This window comes from Rhizobium sp. LjRoot254 (assembly GCF_964254105.1).
Lineage (GTDB): Bacteria > Pseudomonadota > Alphaproteobacteria > Rhizobiales > Rhizobiaceae > Rhizobium_E.
Genome location: NZ_CAXUSM020000001.1, coordinates 1,968,396 through 1,987,058, shown reverse-complemented (window position 1 = coordinate 1,987,058; position 18,663 = coordinate 1,968,396). Strand labels below are relative to the sequence as shown.

The 18,663-nt window shown below is 61.6% G+C and carries 21 protein-coding genes and 1 tRNA gene; 8 read left to right on the top strand and 14 right to left on the bottom strand.

Annotation, left to right across the window (positions count from 1 at the left end):
- Positions 1-33: 33 nt before the first annotated feature.
- A complete protein-coding gene (locus ACSQ26_RS09730) occupies positions 34-837 on the bottom strand; it encodes a helix-turn-helix transcriptional regulator (protein WP_436008345.1) in 804 nt (267 codons plus the stop codon).
- Between the two features lie 160 nt (positions 838-997).
- On the opposite strand from ACSQ26_RS09730, the gene ACSQ26_RS09725 reads away from it, so the two are divergent.
- Genes ACSQ26_RS09725 through ACSQ26_RS09705 form a run of 5 tightly spaced genes read left to right on the top strand, consistent with a single transcriptional unit; the run spans position 998 to position 5,723 of the window.
- Entirely contained in the window at positions 998-2,092 is a 1,095-nt protein-coding gene (locus ACSQ26_RS09725; protein ID WP_436008344.1) for an ABC transporter ATP-binding protein, read from the top strand.
- Positions 2,093-2,108: 16 nt separating this feature from the next.
- Positions 2,109-3,263 (top strand): polyamine ABC transporter substrate-binding protein, encoded by a 1,155-nt coding sequence (locus ACSQ26_RS09720; RefSeq protein ID WP_436008343.1) that lies wholly within the window; start codon positions 2,109-2,111, stop codon positions 3,261-3,263.
- Between the two features lie 9 nt (positions 3,264-3,272).
- Positions 3,273-4,139 carry an ABC transporter permease gene (locus tag ACSQ26_RS09715; RefSeq protein ID WP_436008342.1) on the top strand — a complete coding sequence of 289 codons (867 nt, stop codon included), beginning with the start codon at positions 3,273-3,275 and terminating at the stop codon, positions 4,137-4,139.
- Positions 4,136-4,960: an ABC transporter permease gene (locus tag ACSQ26_RS09710; RefSeq protein WP_436015183.1), complete on the top strand. Its 825-nt coding sequence runs from the start codon at positions 4,136-4,138 to the stop codon at positions 4,958-4,960. The genes ACSQ26_RS09715 and ACSQ26_RS09710 overlap by 4 nt, the downstream gene beginning before the upstream one ends.
- A gap of 1 nt (position 4,961) precedes the next feature.
- Complete coding sequence (locus tag ACSQ26_RS09705; RefSeq protein ID WP_436008341.1) at positions 4,962-5,723, top strand: SDR family NAD(P)-dependent oxidoreductase; 762 nt, start codon at positions 4,962-4,964, stop codon at positions 5,721-5,723.
- 12 nt (positions 5,724-5,735) lie between these two features.
- Here the strand turns inward: ACSQ26_RS09705 and ACSQ26_RS09700 are convergent, their stop codons facing one another.
- Positions 5,736-5,993: a YARHG domain-containing protein gene (locus tag ACSQ26_RS09700; RefSeq protein WP_436008340.1), complete on the bottom strand. Its 258-nt coding sequence runs from the start codon at positions 5,991-5,993 to the stop codon at positions 5,736-5,738.
- Positions 5,994-6,119: 126 nt separating this feature from the next.
- Here ACSQ26_RS09700 and ACSQ26_RS09695 point away from each other — a divergent pair, with 126 nt between their 5' ends.
- On the top strand, positions 6,120-7,550 hold the full coding sequence (locus ACSQ26_RS09695; protein WP_436008339.1) for an MFS transporter: 1,431 nt from the start codon (positions 6,120-6,122) through the stop codon (positions 7,548-7,550).
- Positions 7,551-7,554: 4 nt separating this feature from the next.
- Here ACSQ26_RS09695 and ACSQ26_RS09690 read toward each other — a convergent pair whose 3' ends face one another.
- The 5 genes from ACSQ26_RS09690 to ACSQ26_RS09670 form a co-directional block, all read right to left on the bottom strand.
- Positions 7,555-8,127 carry an HdeD family acid-resistance protein gene (locus ACSQ26_RS09690; RefSeq protein WP_436008338.1) on the bottom strand — a complete coding sequence of 191 codons (573 nt, stop codon included), beginning with the start codon at positions 8,125-8,127 and terminating at the stop codon, positions 7,555-7,557.
- A 78-nt stretch (positions 8,128-8,205) separates the two neighbouring features.
- Positions 8,206-9,246 (bottom strand): zinc-dependent alcohol dehydrogenase family protein, encoded by a 1,041-nt coding sequence (locus ACSQ26_RS09685; RefSeq protein ID WP_436008337.1) that lies wholly within the window; start codon positions 9,244-9,246, stop codon positions 8,206-8,208.
- A gap of 109 nt (positions 9,247-9,355) precedes the next feature.
- Complete coding sequence (locus ACSQ26_RS09680) at positions 9,356-9,757, bottom strand: (R)-mandelonitrile lyase (protein ID WP_436008336.1); 402 nt, start codon at positions 9,755-9,757, stop codon at positions 9,356-9,358.
- Positions 9,758-9,845: 88 nt separating this feature from the next.
- Positions 9,846-9,921, bottom strand: a tRNA-Val gene (locus ACSQ26_RS09675).
- A gap of 114 nt (positions 9,922-10,035) precedes the next feature.
- On the bottom strand, positions 10,036-10,209 hold the full coding sequence (locus tag ACSQ26_RS09670; protein ID WP_436008335.1) for a hypothetical protein: 174 nt from the start codon (positions 10,207-10,209) through the stop codon (positions 10,036-10,038).
- Positions 10,210-10,480: 271 nt separating this feature from the next.
- Here ACSQ26_RS09670 and glgA point away from each other — a divergent pair, with 271 nt between their 5' ends.
- Both glgA and ACSQ26_RS09660 read left to right on the top strand, forming a co-directional pair.
- Entirely contained in the window at positions 10,481-11,956 is a 1,476-nt protein-coding gene (glgA, locus tag ACSQ26_RS09665) for a glycogen synthase GlgA (RefSeq protein ID WP_436008334.1), read from the top strand.
- A 124-nt stretch (positions 11,957-12,080) separates the two neighbouring features.
- Complete coding sequence (locus ACSQ26_RS09660) at positions 12,081-12,287, top strand: hypothetical protein (RefSeq protein ID WP_436008333.1); 207 nt, start codon at positions 12,081-12,083, stop codon at positions 12,285-12,287.
- 199 nt (positions 12,288-12,486) lie between these two features.
- Here ACSQ26_RS09660 and ACSQ26_RS09655 read toward each other — a convergent pair whose 3' ends face one another.
- The 7 genes from ACSQ26_RS09655 to ACSQ26_RS09625 form a co-directional block, all read right to left on the bottom strand.
- Positions 12,487-12,723, bottom strand: coding sequence for a DUF6894 family protein (locus tag ACSQ26_RS09655; RefSeq protein WP_436008332.1), 237 nt, complete (start codon positions 12,721-12,723; stop codon positions 12,487-12,489).
- A gap of 17 nt (positions 12,724-12,740) precedes the next feature.
- Complete coding sequence (locus ACSQ26_RS09650; protein ID WP_436008331.1) at positions 12,741-12,959, bottom strand: DUF2934 domain-containing protein; 219 nt, start codon at positions 12,957-12,959, stop codon at positions 12,741-12,743.
- A 118-nt stretch (positions 12,960-13,077) separates the two neighbouring features.
- Positions 13,078-14,403 (bottom strand): LLM class flavin-dependent oxidoreductase, encoded by a 1,326-nt coding sequence (locus tag ACSQ26_RS09645; protein WP_436015181.1) that lies wholly within the window; start codon positions 14,401-14,403, stop codon positions 13,078-13,080.
- Positions 14,404-14,456: 53 nt separating this feature from the next.
- Entirely contained in the window at positions 14,457-15,116 is a 660-nt protein-coding gene (locus tag ACSQ26_RS09640; RefSeq protein ID WP_436008330.1) for a methionine ABC transporter permease, read from the bottom strand.
- Complete coding sequence (locus ACSQ26_RS09635) at positions 15,097-16,170, bottom strand: methionine ABC transporter ATP-binding protein (protein ID WP_436008329.1); 1,074 nt, start codon at positions 16,168-16,170, stop codon at positions 15,097-15,099. Before ACSQ26_RS09635 ends, ACSQ26_RS09640 begins: the two co-directional genes overlap by 20 nt.
- Positions 16,171-16,245: 75 nt before the next feature.
- Positions 16,246-17,070, bottom strand: coding sequence for a MetQ/NlpA family lipoprotein (locus ACSQ26_RS09630; protein ID WP_436008328.1), 825 nt, complete (start codon positions 17,068-17,070; stop codon positions 16,246-16,248).
- Between the two features lie 179 nt (positions 17,071-17,249).
- On the bottom strand, positions 17,250-18,653 hold the full coding sequence (locus tag ACSQ26_RS09625; RefSeq protein WP_436008327.1) for an LLM class flavin-dependent oxidoreductase: 1,404 nt from the start codon (positions 18,651-18,653) through the stop codon (positions 17,250-17,252).
- Positions 18,654-18,663 lie beyond the last annotated feature (10 nt).

Here is an 18,663-nt window from a genome sequence, read left to right as displayed (position 1 = left end):
GGTTCGGGCGCGCCACGAAAAGCCGCGTTGTGGTCATTCCGGTACTTTCAGCCGCCCGAGATAGAGCGACATCAGCTGTGCCTGCGAGGATATGCCGAGCTTGCGATAGATGTTGCGGCGGTGCACCTTGACGGTTCCGGTCGCCACGCCGAGCCTCAACCCGATCGATTCCGAGGAATGGCCCTGCAACACGAGTTCGATGATCGAGGTTTCCCGCGCCGTCAGCCGCTGGCTGATACGGGCGCGGGCACTGGCTCCTTCACTGGCTGCGCCGTGTCTCCGCCCGGTGACGGCGCGATCGAAACGCGGACCGAGCCTGCCCCAGACATGGCGAACCATGGCGGCGACGAAAGGCTCCGCCTTGCGCATCAGCCCATATTCGGCATCCCGGAACACGCCGAGCGCCTCGCCGCGCATCAACGATAGAACCACGGTGACGCTCTCGCCTGCCGGTACGAAGAAGCCGACCTCCTCGGAAAGCCCGGTCTTCACATAATAGCTGCGGTAATATTCCGAGGCGAAGAAGCGATCGGGCGCCAGCGCCCGCATCCGCCATACCCCCGGCTTGGGGAGTGAAGCCGCCGAGAAGAACGGGTCCAGCAAATAGGGACCGTCCTGATACATGCGCACGAAGATCTCGTATTCCCTGGCGTCGAATGTCGAGAAGAGATCGATTGGCCGCTCGGCTCCGCGATAGGCGAAGATGACACAATAGTCGAATGGAAACAACGACTTCATCAGGTTGACGAAAGCCTTGCCTGCCTCATCGTCGGCAAGTGCCGCCACGCCGACAAAGGCCGCTGCCGCCTCGAACAAATGGTCGAAATCCGTCCGCATGGTTCGCCTGCTCTACTCCCCCAAACGCAATAATTCTACAGAAATACCACTCTGAGGGTATATACCCCGCAAGCGGTATTTGAATAGTCTCGTGTCCAGTGGGGCTTAATGAGGCAGCGACAGACTGCCGCACAAACCGAAGAGCCACGGGGAATGATCAGTGAGCACTGGGTCCGAATTCGACGTTGAATTCCGGGCGGTCGCAAAGCGTTTCGGCAACGTGACCGCGGTTTCGGAAACCGACTTCCAGCTTCCGCGCGGCTCCTTCGTGGCGCTGCTTGGACCCTCCGGCTGTGGCAAGACCACGTGCCTCAGAATGATCGGCGGTTTTGAACAGCCGAGCACCGGCCAGGTGCTGATCGGAGGCGAGGACATGACCGGCGTGCCGCCCTATCGCCGTCCGGTCAACATGGTATTCCAGCACTACGCGCTTTTTCCGCATTTCGATGTCGAGACCAATATCGCCTATGGGCTGAGGCAGATCCGTCCCCGCCTGGATGATGCCGAGGTGATGCGGCGCGTAGGCGATGCGTTGGAAATGGTCCATCTCGAACGCTTCGCCAAGCGCCGCATCCATGAAATGTCGGGCGGCCAGCAACAGCGCGTGGCGCTCGCGCGTGCCATCGTCAACAAGCCGCGCGTGCTGCTGCTCGACGAACCGCTTGCAGCGCTCGACAAGAAGCTCCGCACCGCCATGCAGATGGAATTGCAGAACCTGCATCGCAATCTCGGCATCACCTTCCTCTTGGTGACACATGACCAGGAAGAGGCGCTTTCGATGAGCGACCGGGTCTGCGTGATGAATGCCGGCAGGATCGTGCAGTTCGCCTCGCCGCAGGAAATCTACGACCAGCCGGCCGACCTCTTCGTCGCCGATTTCGTCGGCAAGACCAACAAGGTCGATGCCACCATTTCTGGCTCCGATGGAAAGTCGGGCGTCGCGACGCTCGCCAATGGCGCTGCACTGTCTGTCACCGCACCGGGACTTGCCAACGGCAAGGCAACGCTTTCCATCCGGCCCGAGGCGATCTCTGTATCTCGGCCGGGCGCCGGCGGAACCATCCGCGGCGCCGTCACGCATCGCATCTTCCTCGGCGCATCGGCCGAATACTCCATCGAAGTCCCTGATATCGGCAGCATTCTGGTCTTTTCCGGCCGGAGCGCGGGCGGGCCTGCCGAACTCTTCGAGCCGGGCGCCGAGGTTGACCTTTCGATCGCAGCCAATGCCTCGCATGTCTTCGCAGTTCAACAATAAACAAGGGAACAGTGCCATGACGAAAATCGACAATGACAAGCTTACGCAGGCCCAATTCGCCGACGAGCTGATGCGCTACAAGCGCGGCTCGGTGACCCGCCGCCATTTCCTCGCTATCACCGGGTTGGGATTGGCGACGGCTGTGCTCGGCCGTAATTTCGGCCCGTTCTCGGACGAAGCTCAGGCGCAGGAGCTCGGCACCCAGATGTCGATCGCCACCTGGCCGAACTACCACGATCCCGCGACCTTCGAGGCATTCACCGCCAAGACAGGCGTCGCGGTCGAGGTCAATGTCTTCGGCTCCAATGAAGAGATGCTGGCCAAGCTGCAGGCCGGCGCGTCGGGCTGGGACCTGTTCGTGCCGACCAACTACACGATTTCGACCTATCAGAAGCTCGGCCTGATCGATGAGCTCGATCTGGCAAAGCTGCCGAATTTCTCGGATGCGACGCAGAACCAGCGCTTCACCCATGAGGGCAAGATCGACGGCAAGACCTATGCCGTGCCGAAGAACTGGGGCACGACGGGCATCGCCTTCAACTCGGCCAAGATGAAGACCCCGGTCACAAGCTGGAAGGAATTCTTCGAGGTCGCGCAGGGCGAAGCCACCGGCCGCGCCATGGTCCACGATTACCAGCTGACCACCATCGGCAACGCGCTGGTTGCCCAAGGCTACAGCTTCAATTCCGTCAAGGCTGACGAACTCGCCAAGGCCGAGGAACTGCTGATCAAGGTCAAGCCGCATCTCTTCGCGATCAATTCCGACTACCAGCCCTCGATGCGTGCGACCGATGCCTGGATGACCATGTGCTGGACCAATGACGGCGCGCAGCTTAACCGCGATATCCCCGACATCAAGTTCGTGCTCGGCAAGGACGGCGGCGAGATCTGGTGCGATTTCTATGCGATCCCGAAGGATGCAGCCAACAAGCCGGCCGGCTATGCGCTGCTCAACTATCTCATGGACCCGGAAGTCGCCAAGAAGGAGCACATCTTCAACGGCGCGCCAACCACGGATTCCCGCACCTTCAGCCTGCTTCCGAAGGAAGTGACATCGAACCTGATCGTCTATCCCGACGAGGCATCGCTGACGCCGCTCGAATTCGGCGCCGCCGTGACGCTGACCGACCCGGCGCGTGCGGAAGTGATGGCACGCTTCAAGTCGGCCTGATCGACAGCCATGGCAACGAATCTCGCAAGACGAAAGACCCTGGTGACGGCGGCGCTGATGGCGCCGGCCGCCATCTGGCTGTTCGTCTTCCTGGTCCTGCCGTTCATCGCCATGCTGGTGTTCGCATTCGGCGAACGCGCGCCGGAAGGCGGCTATCAGGCCGCCTTCACCCTTGAGCAGTTCGGCAAGCTGCCATCGCGCTCGACGGCGTTCTGGAACACGCTGATCCTGGCACCACTCGGGGCGTTCGTCTGCCTCGTCGTCGCCTACCCCGTCGCCTATTATCTCGCAATCAAGGCCGACCGGCGCTACCGGCTGCTGCTGGTGTCGCTGGTCATCGTGCCCTTCTGGACCAGTCTTCTTGTGCGCACCTATGCCTGGATGTTCATCCTCGGCTCGCGCGGCATACCCAACCTGCTCGCAATGATCGGGCTCGATGATGTCAGGCTGATCAACACGCCCTTTGCGGTGCTGGTCGGCATCGTCTATGGCTATCTTCCGTTGATGATCATGCCGATCTATGTGAGCCTGGAGAAGCTCGACCGCCGGCTGATCGATGCGTCGTCCGACCTCGGTGCGCATCCACTGACCACATTCTTCAAGGTGACGCTGCCGCTGTCACTGCCCGGTGTCATGACCGGCGTGGCGCTGGTCACCATCCTGCTGCTCGGCGAATACCTGATCCCGCAGCTGCTCGGTGGCGGTAAGGTGTTCTTCATCGGCAATGCGCTGGTCGACCTCTTCCTGCAGTCGCGCAACTGGCCCTTCGGCTCGGCGATCGCGGTGACGCTGGTATTCGTCGTGGTCATCGTGCTGATGGCCGCGATGAGGATCGCATGGCGCATCGCCGGAACCCGCCAGGTGGACCTGATATGAGGGCGCTGGTCACCGCGGTCTATGTTTTCCTCTACGCGCCGATCGCGCTCGTCGTGCTGTTCTCGTTCAATGCCGGACGCAATGCCAGCGAGTTCACCGGCTTCTCGCTCGAATGGTACGGCAAGGCCTTCGCCAATCGCTTCCTCACCGACGCCTTGCAGAACAGCCTGATCATCGCCTTCACCTCCGCGGCGCTCGCGGCCGTTTTCGGCACCATGGCGGCGCTCGGCATGGAGCGAATGAGTGCACGCAGCCGCGCGATATTCGACGGCATGTTCGCGGCAGCCATCGTCGTGCCCGGCGTGGTGATCGGCATCGCGACGCTGGTGGCGCTTGTCGCCGTTTTCGGCGCGGTCAATCCGGCGCTCGCCAGCCTCTGGCCATCCGAAACGCCGCCGAAACTCGGGTTAGGCTACGGCTCGATCATCGCCGCCCACGGGCTGTTTTCGCTGGCGCTAGTCACCATGATCGTCAAGGCGCGGGTAGCGACACTCGGCCGCGACATCGTCGAAGCGTCCTCCGACCTCAACGCCACGCCGCTGACCACATTCCGCAAGATCGTGCTGCCACAGATCATGCCGTCTGTTGTCGCGGGTTTCCTGCTCGCTTTCACTTTTTCCTTCGATGATTTCATCATTGCGTTTTTCGTTGCCGGTTCGAAGACAACGCTGCCGATCTATGTCTTCGCCTCGATCCGGCGCGGCGTGACGCCGGAGATCAATGCCATTGCCACGTCGGTCCTCGTCGCCTCGCTGATCCTGATCGGCATGGCGCGCGTGCTGATGCGCGAGAAAAAGCACGGGAGTGCAGACGGAGAATGAGATGATCCTTCAAGATCAGGTCGCCATCGTCACGGGCGCCGGTTCCGGCATCGGCCGCGCGGGCGCGGAGATCATGGCGCGCGAGGGCGCGCATGTGGTCGTGCTGGATCGCGACGGCGCAGGTGCTGCCGAAACCGCATCGAAAATCGTGGGGTCTGGCGGCAACGCCGAAGCGATTGAAGTCGATGTCACGGACGACGCCAAACTCGGCGAGACCATTGCCGATATCCATCGCCGACATCGCCGCATCGACATCCTGCACAATCACGCCGGCGCGCAGGTCGAGGGCAATCTCGAGGATGTCGCGGTCGAGGGCTTCGACAAATCGTGGGATCTCAATGTCCGGGCCCATTTCATCGCTGCTCGCGCCGTCATGCCCTTCATGAAGGCGGCCGGGCGTGGCGTCATCCTCAATACGTCATCGAGTTCCGGCATTCTCTATGATCGGGAAATGATCGCCTACACCACCACCAAGCATGCGGTGATCGCGATGACGCGGCAGATGGCGGGTGATTATGGGAAATTCGGTATCCGCGTGAATGCGCTCTGCCCCGGCTGGGTCGATACGCCGTTCAACGAGCCGTTTATCCGCCAGGTCGGCGGCCGGGCCGAGATCGAGGCCTATATCAAGCGGCGCGTGCCGATGGGCCGCTGGGCCGATGTCGAGGAGATCGCCGAACCGATATTGTTCCTGGTCTCCAGCCGGTCATCCTATGTGACCGGCCAGATTCTGGTGTGCGACGGTGGCGAGACGGTCGCGTGATGCGACCCGAACTCAGCAACCCATATTGTTTTCCTGGCGTTTGATCTGCTGGATCTGGCGCTGCTCGCGGCGCGTGAAATCCGGATCGTCCGTATAGCAATCGCTGTTGTCGAACGCGTCCATGCCGTCCCGCGTCTTGAAGCAGAAGCCATTGCGGTTATAGATTTCGTTGCGCTGCCACCAGAGATCGTAACAGCTGTCCGCCCATGCAGGCTGCACGGAAGAGATCGTCCCCACTGCCGCAAGTATCGCCAAAGTTGAAAAACGCATTGCCCCACTCCTTTTGTCAATCAGGATCAACTATATGATTTAAAGGACGTTTTCAAAGCCCGATTTATTCCGAGTGCGATTGCCCCAAAAATGGTCGGCAGCGCCTGCCTGATGTGGTGATTGCATATGACGACTGAAAAGCGGGAGATCGGGAGCCAAGAGATCGAAACGCCGCGCCTGCGCGATCTCTTCACGCGATCACGGACGCCGGCGACGCTTCTGCTCGGCGCGGGCGTCGGGCTCGAGGCGCTGGAATTTTATGTCACGACCAGCCTGATGCCCTCAATGGTGCGCGACATTGGCGGGCTGGAACTGCTCGCATGGACCGCTTCGCTGTTCGTCGCGGCCATCGTGCTGGGCTCGATCTGCGTGGTGATCCGGCCGCGCAATGTGACATTGAACCAGACCTACATTGCAGGCGCGCTGCTCTTCGCGGTTGGCTGCGCGATCATCGGACTGGCGCCCAACATGATCATGGTTCTGGTCGGCCGCGTCGTGCAGGGGTTTGGCGCCGGGCTGCTGGTCACCATGGCCTATTCCTTCATCCGCTTCGTCTATCCGCCCGGCCTGCAGAATGCGGCATCGGCGCTCTATACATCGCTATGGGGTGTCTCGGTTTTCCTGGGGCCGACGATGGGCGGCATGTTTGCCAATGGCAGCCAGTGGCGCTGGGCCTTCCTGATCCTCATCCCGTTTGCCGTGATCATGGCCCTCGCCGCGCCGAAATGGCTGCCGGAGGGTGAGGACGACCGCGCGCCGGAAGATGTGCCGCTCCCGCAGATCCTGCTGATTCTCGGCGCGATCCTGGCGATCTCCTTCGCCGGCACGGCCGAGACCCATCTCTGGCGCACGCTGCTCGTCGGTGGCGGGCTGGCGGCGATCGCAGCCCTGCTCTTCTGGGAGCGGCACTCCGCCGCGCGGCTTTTTCCGGCGCAGGCGACGTGGCCGGGTCATCCGCTCGCCAAGGTCTACCTCGTGATGTTCCTGGTCATCGTGTCGCTGAATTCGGATATCTATGCGCCCTATTTCCTCCAGACGCTGCATGCCGTCACGCCGCTTGTTGCCGGCTATCTCGTAGCGCTCGTCGCTTTGGGCTGGACCGCCGCCGGTCTCGGCACCGCTTCTTTCCAGGGGCGCAAGGCTATTGTCGCAATCGTAGCGGGAACGATCGTATTGTCCGCGTCGACCTTCGTTCTGGCGCTGTTGATCAGCCAGGCCAATATGTCGGGCAACATCTGGATCGTGGTGGCGATCTCGGCCCTGCTGTTCGGCATGGGCGTAGGGACGGGCCTCGGTTGGGCTCATCTCGTCTCGCTGGTGCTGACCCGGTCCGACGATGCGGAAGCCGACAAGGCGTCCGCCTCGATCAATCTCATCCAGTCGTTGGGAGCGGCCTTCGGCGCGGCCGTTGCGGGTGTGGTCGCCAATTCCTCAGGCCTCGTCACGCCAGGCGGCACCGAGGGTGCGATCAGCGCCGGCTTCTGGCTTTATGCATCGATGGCGGTTCCGGCGCTTGTCGCCCTCTTCGTGGCGCTGCCACTGTTCAGAAAGACCTGACGCATCAGCTCTTGCGCGCTTGCCACGCCATATTCGCGATTGCGGCGCCGATGCTGATTAACTGCACGCCCAGCATCAGTCCGACAAGCCAGATGGCCGTCACCTTCAGGAACGCCAGCAGCAGGACCGACAGGATGACACCGACGAGGCCGCTGGCCAACACCCAGCCCCATTGCGGCATGGGCCGGATCGTCAGCGCAAAGACGATCTTGGACACGCCCTCGATCATGAAGAAGATGATCAGAAGCAGCGTGAGGGTCACAAGGCCCTGCCCGGGTTCGCGGACAAACAGGAAACCCACCAGGATCGCGAGGATCGCCGAGATCAGTTGCAGCCAGAAATGCGGCGCGTGCTTGGCCCCGATCAGGCTGATCGCCTGGATAATGCCGCTGAACATGAGAAGCCAGCCGATCAGCACCACCACCGCAACCGCCGACATCAGCGGATAGATGATCGCCAGCATGCCGGCGACGACCAGCAGCGCCCCCTGTATCAGATACCAGGTCGAATGCTTCCTGAATGCTTCCCTCATCGCGTTGCGGAACAGAACGGATGCGGTTTCGAGATCATTTGCCATCGATTGCCCCTCCTTCTCAGCCAAGGTGGACAGCCTAGCGCATTCTGGAAACCGCCACAACTGTGGGAAGAATCGTGCCTAAAATTGCGTGATCACGCTGATGCCGATCTCGCGCGACGTCTCCATGCCCATCAGCGCCGGCACCGCCTCTTCCAGCGTTATCGTGCGGCCGATCAGCTTCGCCGGCGCGAGCTTGCCCACGGCGATCATGTCGAGCATCGCCCCATAGCGCCAGGCCTGCATGCCATGGCTGCCATAGATTTCGAGTTCGTGGCCGATCACCTTGGCCATCGGAATCCTCGCCGTCGCATCATCGCCCAACATCAGCCCGACCTGCACATGCCGGCCACGGCGCCGGAGATTGTCGATCGAGTTGAAGCTCGTGACCTTATGGCCGAGCGCGTCAATCGAGACATGCGCGCCGCCGCGCGTGATCTCCCGCACCGCCTCAGGTACATCGGTAACGCTGCCCGCATTGATGCCGGCAACCGCGCCCATCGATTGGGCGAATTTCAGCTTGTCGTCCGCCACGTCGATCGCCACGACATTGGCGCCGAGCGCCGAGGCGATCATGATCGCCGACATGCCCACGCCGCCGCAGCCATGCACCGCGACCCATTCGCCAGGCCTTGTGCGCGCCTGGTCGACGACCGCGCGGAACGAGGTGGCGAAGCGGCAGCCGAGGCTGGCGGCCGTGGCAAAATCGACATCATCGGGCAGGTGTACCAGATTGGTATCGGCATAGTGGATGCCAACAAATTCCGCGAACGAACCCCAATGGGTGAAGCCGGGCTGGAACTGGTGCGAGCAGACCTGCTGGTTGCCGGAATGGCACTCCTCGCAGCGCCCGCATCCGGATACGAAGGGCACAGTGACGCGCTCGCCAACCTTGAACCGCATCACATCCTTGCCGACTGCTGATATCACGCCGGCCAGTTCATGGCCCGGCACATGCGGCAGCACGATATCCGGATCATGTCCCACCCAGCCATGCCAGTCGCTGCGGCAGACGCCCGATGCTTCGACCTTGATCACCACGCCATGCGGTTCCGGCATGGGATCAGGCAAAGTGCGGATATCGGGTCGCTCGCCGTAGCGCTCGTAATACATGGCCTTCATGGAAGCATTCTCCGTCGTTCAGTGCCACGGAGGATCGCATGCCGGGCAGCCGCGATAAAGCGCCCGCACGGATGATATTTGCTGATGCACCGATCGTGTTCTCGCCCGCTCAGCCCTCGCCGGCATATTGCGTGTCTGTCACGTGTTCCAGCCAGTCGACATGCTTGCCGTCAAGCGCTTCATGGATCGCGATATGGGTCATCGCCACCGAGGGCGAGGCGCCGTGCCAATGCTTCTCATCGGGCGCGAACCAGACCGTGTCTCCCGCCCGGATCGTCTCCATCTTGCCGCCCCAGACCTGGCACAGCCCGACGCCCGACGTCACGACCAATGTCTGGCCCAGCGGATGCGTGTGCCACGCCGTGCGAGCCCCCGGCTCGAATGTGACCGCCGCCGCCCTCACCCGCGCCGGATCCGGCGCCTCGACCAACGGATCCTGCCGCACGCGGCCGGAGAAATAATCGGCGGACGGAATGGAAGACGGACGCGAACCGGCGGGGTGGATTTTCATGGGGGTGCTCCTGAGCGATGGTTGGCGGAGTATAAAGCCACAGGATGATCGCGCAATGTCAAAGCATGATAATGAAATTGGAATAAAATGGTGGGCGATGACGGGCTCGAACCGCCGACATCTTCGGTGTAAACGAAGCGCTCTACCAACTGAGCTAATCGCCCCCTGACCCGAGGGTGCGGCGGATGTAATCTGTTCGCGGGCGAAGCGCAAGACGAAATTTTGCCTCTGTGAATAATCCGCCGGCTTTGGCCGGAGGTGTTCAGCCAGCCGGTTCGTCACATATATTTACCGGGCCGGTCGTTCTCGTCCGGGTTCGGTAAGGGCTCCTCGTCGGGCAGCCGGTCGGGTTCTGGTTCCTTGATCGGCGGGTCGACATCCGGCGGCATGGGCGGCACCGGATTGCCGGGAATGGGCTCGTAGCCGGGCACGGGTTCGAAGAAATCGAGCATGGAAACCTCCTGCTGTTTTTCGACCAATCCCTGCCTTTCCAATTGGTTCCGCCCGACGGCCTCGACAGCGGCCAAATTTGCCCTGACAAACACTTTGACTTTCCCCTTAGTGCGGCGCAACATCGCGGGGAAAAGACGATGCAGAATCCGCGTCGTCACACCCCGAATCGAGGAACTGAAATTAAGCTCTGGCGTTATCCGATCGGGTAAGCACGCATTAAGAGAGTTTGCCTATTTTGAGTGACATTCTGGCTAGGATTGGGCGGTCCGCATGAAGGTACTTTCCGTGACATCGGAGGTGTTTCCGTTCGTCAAGACCGGCGGACTGGCCGATGTTACCGGGGCACTGCCGAAGGCCCTTCAAAAGTTCGGCATCCGTACCATCACCCTCGTCCCCGGCTACCCCGCCCTGCTGCCCATGGCGCGTGCCGGCGCGCCCCTTCTGGTGTTCGATGAGATTTTGGGCGAAGCCGCCTCGCTCCGCCATTTCCAGTCCGAGGACCAGATCTATTTCGTGCTTGATATCCCGACGCTCTATGACCGTCCCGGCGGGCTCTATGTCGATCAGGCCGGACGCGATCATGCCGACAACTGGAAACGGTTTGCCGCGCTGTCGCTCGCCGCGGCCCGCATCGCCGACGGCATCCTTCCCGGCTGGACACCCGATATCGTCCATACCCATGATTGGCAGTCAGCGCTGACCTCGGTCTATATGCGTGAGATGGGCAACGACAAACCCGTCGTCCTGACCATCCACAACCTCGCCTTCCAGGGCCAGTACCCCTCGGGTCTTTTTCCCTACCTGCATCTGCCGGTGCGCGCCTATTCCCTTGATTGCCTGGAATATTATGGCGACATGTCCTACCTCAAGGGTGGACTGATGACCTCGGATGCGATCACCACGGTCAGCCCGACCTACAGCCGCGAGATTCTCACGCCGCGCTTCGGCATGGGGATGGAGGGCGTGCTCAATGCCCGGCGCGACAAGCTCAAGGGCATCCTCAACGGAATAGATGATGACGTCTGGGACCCCTCGACCGACGCCTATCTTGCCCGGCCGTTCGATGCAGCGACGCCCGAACTGCGGCGGGAAAACCGCGCCGCGCTGATCCGGGAACTTGGCATCGACGAGGATGAAGGCCCGATTTTCGCCAGCGTCAGCCGCCTGACCTGGCAGAAGGGCATGGATATGCTCGCCGACGTGGCCGAAGAGATCGTCTATCGCGGCGGCAAGCTGATTGTTTGCGGCCAGGGCGACGCCGCGATCCAGGACCTTCTTGCCGCGAAGGCAAGCCGGTTTCCGGGACGGGTGGCGGTGCATATCGGCTATGACGAGCGGCTGGCGCATCTCATCCACAGCGGCTCGGATTCGATCATCCAGCCGTCGCGCTTCGAGCCCTGCGGGCTGACCCAGCTCTACGGCCTGCGCTATGGCGCCGTGCCGATCGTCTCGCGCACCGGCGGCCTTGCCGAAACCGTGATCGATGCCAACGATGCCGCGATGGGGGCCGGCGTTGCCACCGGCTTCCAGTTCCATCCGATCACCACCGAGGGCCTCCGCCACGGCCTGCGCCGCGCCATCGAGGTTTTCCAGTCGCCCGACCAGTGGCAGCGCCTGCAGAACCAGGGCATGACCGCCCGTTTCTCCTGGGAGCGGAGCGCCGGCCTCTACGCCATCCTCTATCGCCGTCTTCAGGATGAGGCCGAGAGTGGCAACGACAATTTCCAGACCCTCGCGACGGGCTGATTGCAGCCTTCCCGGGTGCGGTCATTTTCTTCAAAATTTATTGGAACCCGATCCCATCCCACCCGTTGAGTACAATAAGCGGACGACCGCCTTCACGCGTCCGCGCTCAAAAAGAGGAAGGGACATGTTACACATTGAGACTTACTGGAAAGCACATCCGCATGCGGTCGATGAGACCGGTACCGCATGCGCGATTGAGGACATCGCCTTGGGGGCGGCACATGTGATGGTTCCCGAGGAGGTCGATATCCCGCTTCCGCGCGATACGGCGGAGCAGATTGCAGTGCCGGCATCGATCAACGGCCGCGACCTATCGCGGGGCAAGCCCTGACGCGCGCTGCAGCGCCAGCATTGCCGCCGATCCAGTCCAGAGCGTCCTTGTAGGTCAGCGCTGTCTATTCCGAGCGCAACCTGATCACGATCCGTGACCGCCGCGCCCTCGAACTCTTCGCGGGCGATGCCTATGGCGTGCCGGAACAGGAATACCAGCGCTCATCGATCCGATGCAATGACCCCGGCCGCAGAGATTTTCAGGGCAGCCTGAGCACGCTGCGGAACGGAACGCGTGCAAGCACTGTGCCCGCCTCATCCGAAATCTCGAAAACCTGGCCATCGAGCACTTCGCCCTCTCTCAGCAGGGCCGCAAGCAGATCGCGTGCGGAGTGCCCGGCTTCGGAGCGCGCCGCATCGAGGTCCGGAAGGTCGCTGCCATCGGGATCGCGGATGAAGACGTCGTCGGTCCTGATGTGAAAGAAATATCGTGGCATGAAGCGGTTCGCCCGTATCAGGTTGCTGATTTGGGGCTGCGTGGCTTTTGTCCTGTCGAAGCTTTGGGTTTTGTCGCGGCCTTCTTTTTCGTATCCGAATTCGGCAGGTCTTCGAGACCATGCACCTCGGATTTGGCGCGCCGCCAATGCTCGTCATGCTTGCCGTGCGGACGGCCTTCTTCTTCCCATATTTGGTGAGCACGTTTCCGGATTGGGTGGTCTTGTGTGTCGTCCATGAGCCTCTCCCTTTTCCCGCTGACATTGAAATGATCGAAGCGGCAGAAGGTTTCCGTGCGGTTGCGTACCGGCGGCCGGCCCTCGACCATACTGTACGAAACGATAAATGGTTTTAAGTTACGGCTGAACGGCTTGTCCTCCGAAGAATCGGTTTTGCGGCCGTGGCAGCCCCAGATGCCCCCGCAGTGTCGTTCCCGCATATTCCTTCCTGAACAGGTTCCGCTTCTGAAGTTCAGGCACCAGCCGATCCGTGACGTCGTGTAGCCCTTCCGGAAGATAGGGGAAAACGACATTGAACCCATCACATCCCCGTTCATCGAGCCATGCTTCCATCTCATCGGCGACCGAGCTGGCCGTGCCGACAAACGCGAGACCGGCATAGCCGCCATAGCGCTGGGCGAGTTGACGCACCGTCAGCCGCTCCGTTTCGGCAAGGCGCAAGACCTGCTCACGTCCCGATTTGGAGGCATTGGTTTCGGGTATTGGAGGTAAAGGCAGATCCGGGTCGAACTGCGACGCATCGTGTCCCAAGGCAATCGACAGCGAAGCGATGGCGCTCTCGTAGTGGACCAGACTATCAAGCTTCAGCCGCTTTGCCTGTGCCTGTTCCACGCTGTCTCCGATGAAAATCATCGCGGCCGGCAGCAGCTTGATATGGTCCGGATCGCGGCCGGCCTTTACCGTGCGGTTCTTGATATCGGCATAGAGGAGTTTGCCGTCCGCCAGGGTACGGGGTGAACAGAAAACCGCCTCGGCCGTTTCGGCCGCAAGCTGCCGGCCGGCGTCCGATTGACCCGCCTGCACGATGACCGGCCAGCCCTGGATCGGTCGCGCAATGTTGAGCGGTCCCGCGACGCTGAGTTCCTCGCCTTTGTGATCCAACCTGTGCATCTTGGCCGGATCAAAGAAGATGCCGCTCTCGGCGTCGCGGAAGAAGGCATCGTCGGCAAAGCTGTCCCAAAGTCCGGTGACGACATCGAAGAATTCCCGCGCCCGTTTGTATCGCTCTCCATGTTCGACATGATCGTCCATGCCGAAATTGCGCGCGGCATCCGGATTGGACGTCGTCACGATATTCCACCCGGCGCGGCCGCCGCTCAGGTGATCGAGCGAAGCGAACCGGCGGGCGACGTGATAGGGCGCCTCGAAGGTCGTGGACGCTGTCGCGACCAGCCCGATCCGCTCGGTGACCGCCGCGAGCGCTGAAAGAAGCGTCAGCGGTTCGAACGATGTGACGGTCTGGCTTCTGCGCAGTGCCTCGATGGGCATGTTCAGCACCGCCAGATGGTCCGCCATGAAGAAGGCGTCGAACTTGGCTGCCTCGAGTTTCCGAGCGAATGCGCTGAGATGCGCGAAGTTGAAGTTGGCATCCGCAAAGGCGCCGGGATACCGCCATGCGCCGGTATGCAGGCTGACGGGACGCATGAATGCGCCAAGGTGCATTTGTCTCTTGTCGGGCAATGCGGTCATCCTCCTGCTTTACGGGTCTATGTGCGTCAGCCCTGGCGATGGTCGAGCCGCGCGACCAATCTGTCGCCCAGCCATTGCATCGCGCATACGAGTGCGATCAGGACGATCACGACAGCGATCATGATACCCGTCTCGAAGCGTTGATAGCCATAGCGGATCGCGAGGTCGCCCAGCCCCCCGGCGCCGATCGCACCAGCCATGGCGGATGCGCCGATAAGCGTCACCAGCGTCACGGTGAAGCCGGCCACGATACCCGGCAGCGCCTCCGGCACGAGAACCTCGCGAATGATCGTCCAGCGCCCACCGCCCATGGCGCGCACCGCTTCGATCAGCCCATGATCTACTTCGCGCAGCGACACTTCCGCGATCCGTGCATAATAGGGCGTGGCCGCAATGGCGAGCGGCACGATCGCCGCCCAGGTGCCGAGCGCCGTGCCGACGATCAGCCTTGTCAGGGGAATGAGTGCCACCAGCAGGATGATGAAGGGCACCGACCGGAAGCCGTTGATAATAGCGCCGAGGATGCGGTTGACCCAGAGGTTCTCGGCAATGCCGCCGCGATCGGTCATGACCAGGGCGAGGCCGAGCGGCAGGCCGGCGATCAGCGAGATCAAGCCCGCGGCACCGGTCATCAGCACGGTTTCCCAGAGAGATCGGACAAAGAGTTCAAGCATGATCGGCGACATGGCCCAGGACCTCCACCCGCGCCAGGCGGGACGTCAAGAATTTCTGGATTCGTTCGGCGTCATTTGCCGCGACGGAAATGAAGAACCGGCCGACTGGCTGGCCCTGGATATGGTCTATGCCGCCATGCAACAGCCTGACGGTCTTGCTGCCGAGGCCTGCGAGATCGAACAGCACCGATTGCGCGTCGGGGCTGGTGATATCCACGGCAAGCAGCAGGTGCTTGCCCGCCGTCGAGAGCCGTCTGGCGATGGCTTCAGGCAATTGCGGCCGCACCGAGCGCAGCATGCTGGCTGTGACCTGCGATTGCGGATTGGCGAAGACCGACCAGACAGGCCCCTCCTCCACGATCCGCCCCGCTTCGATCACCGCCACGCGATCGGCAATCGTTCGCACCACCTCCATCTCATGCGTGATGAGCAGGATGGTCAGGCCGAGCCGCTGGTTGATGTCCTTGAGAAGCGCCAGGATGGAATGTGTGGTTTCGGGATCGAGCGCCGAGGTGGCTTCGTCCGAAAGCAGCAGCGCCGGGCGTGCGGCCAAAGCACGCGCAATGCCGACGCGCTGCTTCTGCCCGCCTGACAGTTGCGAGGGATAGGACCGCTCGCGGCCGGACAGGCCGACGATATCAAGCAATTCCCGGGCGCGCTTCAGCCGTTCCGCTTTCGCAACACCCTCGATCTTGAGCGGCAGGGCGATGTTGTCGATCACCGTCTTGGCCGAAAGCAGGTTGAAATGCTGGAAGATCATACCGATGCGTCTGCGAAGCGGCTGGAGTTCTTGTTCTGCCAGTCGATCGATCCGTCGCCCCTCGATGGCGATCTCGCCGGAGTCGGCACGCTCAAGCCCGTTGAGGCAGCGTATCAGCGTGGACTTGCCCGCTCCGCTACGGCCGATAAGGCCGACGATCTCGCCCTTGCCCACCTCGAGCGACACACCGTTGAGCGCGGGCGTCGCGCCGAAGCGCCGGTGAACATCGGTCAGCCGGACGACCGGTTCGGGCCGGTCGGCCACGGCTGCCGCCTGGATGGGCGCTGGCAGGACAATGGAATTCATATCAAACTCTCCGCATGATCACGGGCCGGGGCAGTTCGGCGCGCGAACCACCCCGGCCCATGATGGATTTCAGACTTAGTAGGCGCTGATGCCGGTGCCCTTGTAGACCCGGTCGAATTCAGCCTTCACCGTGTCGTTCTGATAGGCGGAGACGAGGATCTTAACCCATTCCTCATTCTCAGTACCGGCCTTCACGGCAATGAAGTTACGATACGGATTGTCGTTCACCGGCTCCTGCGCGATCCGGTCGGCGGGCGAAAGGCCGCTCTTCAGCGCCCAGTCGGTGTTGACGACGGCGGCGTCGAGATCGGTGATCGCGCGGCCGACGACGCCGGCATCGAGTTCCTTGATCTCGACCTTCTTCGGATTTTCGACGATATCGGCGATCGTGGCGAGAATTCCCGTGCCGTCCTTCAGCTTGATGATGCCCTCGTTCTGCAGGACGCGGAGTGCACGACCCTCGTTCGACGGATCGTTCGGGACGCCGATCACGGCACCATCAGGAAGTTCGGCAACCGACTTGAACTTCTTGGTATAGAGGCCGATCGGCCAGACGCCGGTATAGCCGACAGGCACGATGTGATAGCCGTGCTGGCTGATCTGGTTGTCGAGATACGGCTTGTGCTGGAAGGCGTTGGCCACGATCTCGCCCCGCTCCAGCGCCTCGTTCGGCTGGGTGTAGTCGTTGAACGTGATGGTCTCGATCTTGAGGCCCTTCTTGGCAGCCTCGGACACGACAACGCGCCAGACGTCCTCGTCCTCGCCGCTCATGATGCCGACCTTGATCGACTTGTCTTCGGCATGCGTAACCGCTGGTGCAGCGAAGGCGAGAACCGCGAATGCGGACGCGGCGAGCGCTGAAAAGCCACGCCGGGTGAAGGTGCGTGTGTTGAAAGACATGTTTCCCGTCCTTGTTTTGATTGCGATGGATGCGTCGGAAAGATCGCAGGCTTGGCGCGATCTTTCGAAGCATGGACATCCCGGTCCGCAGCGCCTGATAGAAAACCTTCGATGCCTTCCATGCTCGCCGTGAAAAAATAACCCACTAAATCGATATATAAAATGCATAAATGATTGCGTCACGCCCGCGTGATGCGCTTTTCGGATGCAGCCGGAACATCAGCCGCACCAATGCGGAAAGACGCTCCGTGATGCCGTGCGGGCAGCCTGTCGCCTTCGCTGAAAAGCTTGTTGCGAAGCCCGCCATCATCATAGGACGTTTTGTAGATGCCGCGGTCCTGAAGTTCCGGGATGACGATATCGATGAAGTCCTCGTAGCTTTCGGGCGTCACCGTCCGCGTCAGGTTGAAGCCGTCGATTTCGCCTTCCTCGATCCATGAAGCCAGCTCGTCAGCGATATGGTTGGCATCGCCGACCGCGCGCGGATATCGGCCGCCGATCTCGACTTCACCGAGCAATTGGCGCTTGGTCCAGCCCTTCTGCTTGGCGAGCTGGGTAATCGACTGGATGGAATTCGAGGTACCGTAGGTAATCGGCTCGTCGAGATCGTATTTCGAGAAATCGATGCCCATGCCGGCGGCAAAATGCGCCAGCCCGGCCTCGGGGCTCGCATCGCGCTTGTATTCCTCGAATTTGTCTTCCGCCTCGGCCCGGGTCTTGCCCGGGATGACAGTGATGCCGATGAAAATCTTGATATCTTCTGGTCGCCGACCCACATCGACGGCCGCCTGCCGCAATGCACGCGACGTCGCGCGGGCCGTGGCCTTGTCTGAGCCCGTGATGAACACACATTCGGCATGGCGTGCCGCAAATTCCCGGCCACGGCCGGAACTGCCTGCCTGGTAAAGCACGGGCGTGCGCTGCTTCGACGGCTCGGCGAGATGATAGCCGTCTGATGTGTAGAAAGGTCCGCGATGATGAACCGCATGCACCTTGGCCGGGTCAGCGTAAAGCCGGGCGGCCATGTCCTTGATGACGGCGCCATCTTCCCAACTGCCTTCCCAGAGCTTGTAGCAGAGGTCGAGGTAGTCGTCGGCACGGTCGTAGCGCTTGTCGTGCTCGTCCTGGCCCGAAAGGCCCAGTGCACGGGAGGCGCTATCGAGGTAGCCGGTCACGATGTTCCAGCCCATGCGGCCCTTGGTCAGATGGTCGAGCGTCGACATGCGGCGCGCGAAGATGTAGGGCGCCTCGGCGCTGAGATTGACGGTGACGCCGAAGCCGAGGTTTTTCGTTACCGAGGCCATGGCCGAGATCAGCATCAGCGGATCGTTGACGGGAAGCTGGATGGATTCCTTGAGAACCAGGTCCACATTGCCCTGGTAGATATCGTAGACGCCGACGATATCGGCGAGAAAGATGCCGTCGAACAGCCCGCGTTCCAGCGTTTTCGCCAGCGAGGTCCAGTAGTCGAGATCGGCATATTCGGTGGAGCGGTCGCGCGGATGGGTCCACAGGCCGTGATTGATGTGACCGACGCAGTTCATGTTGAACGCGTTGAGGAGGATCTTCTTCTTTGATGTCATGTCTCGATCC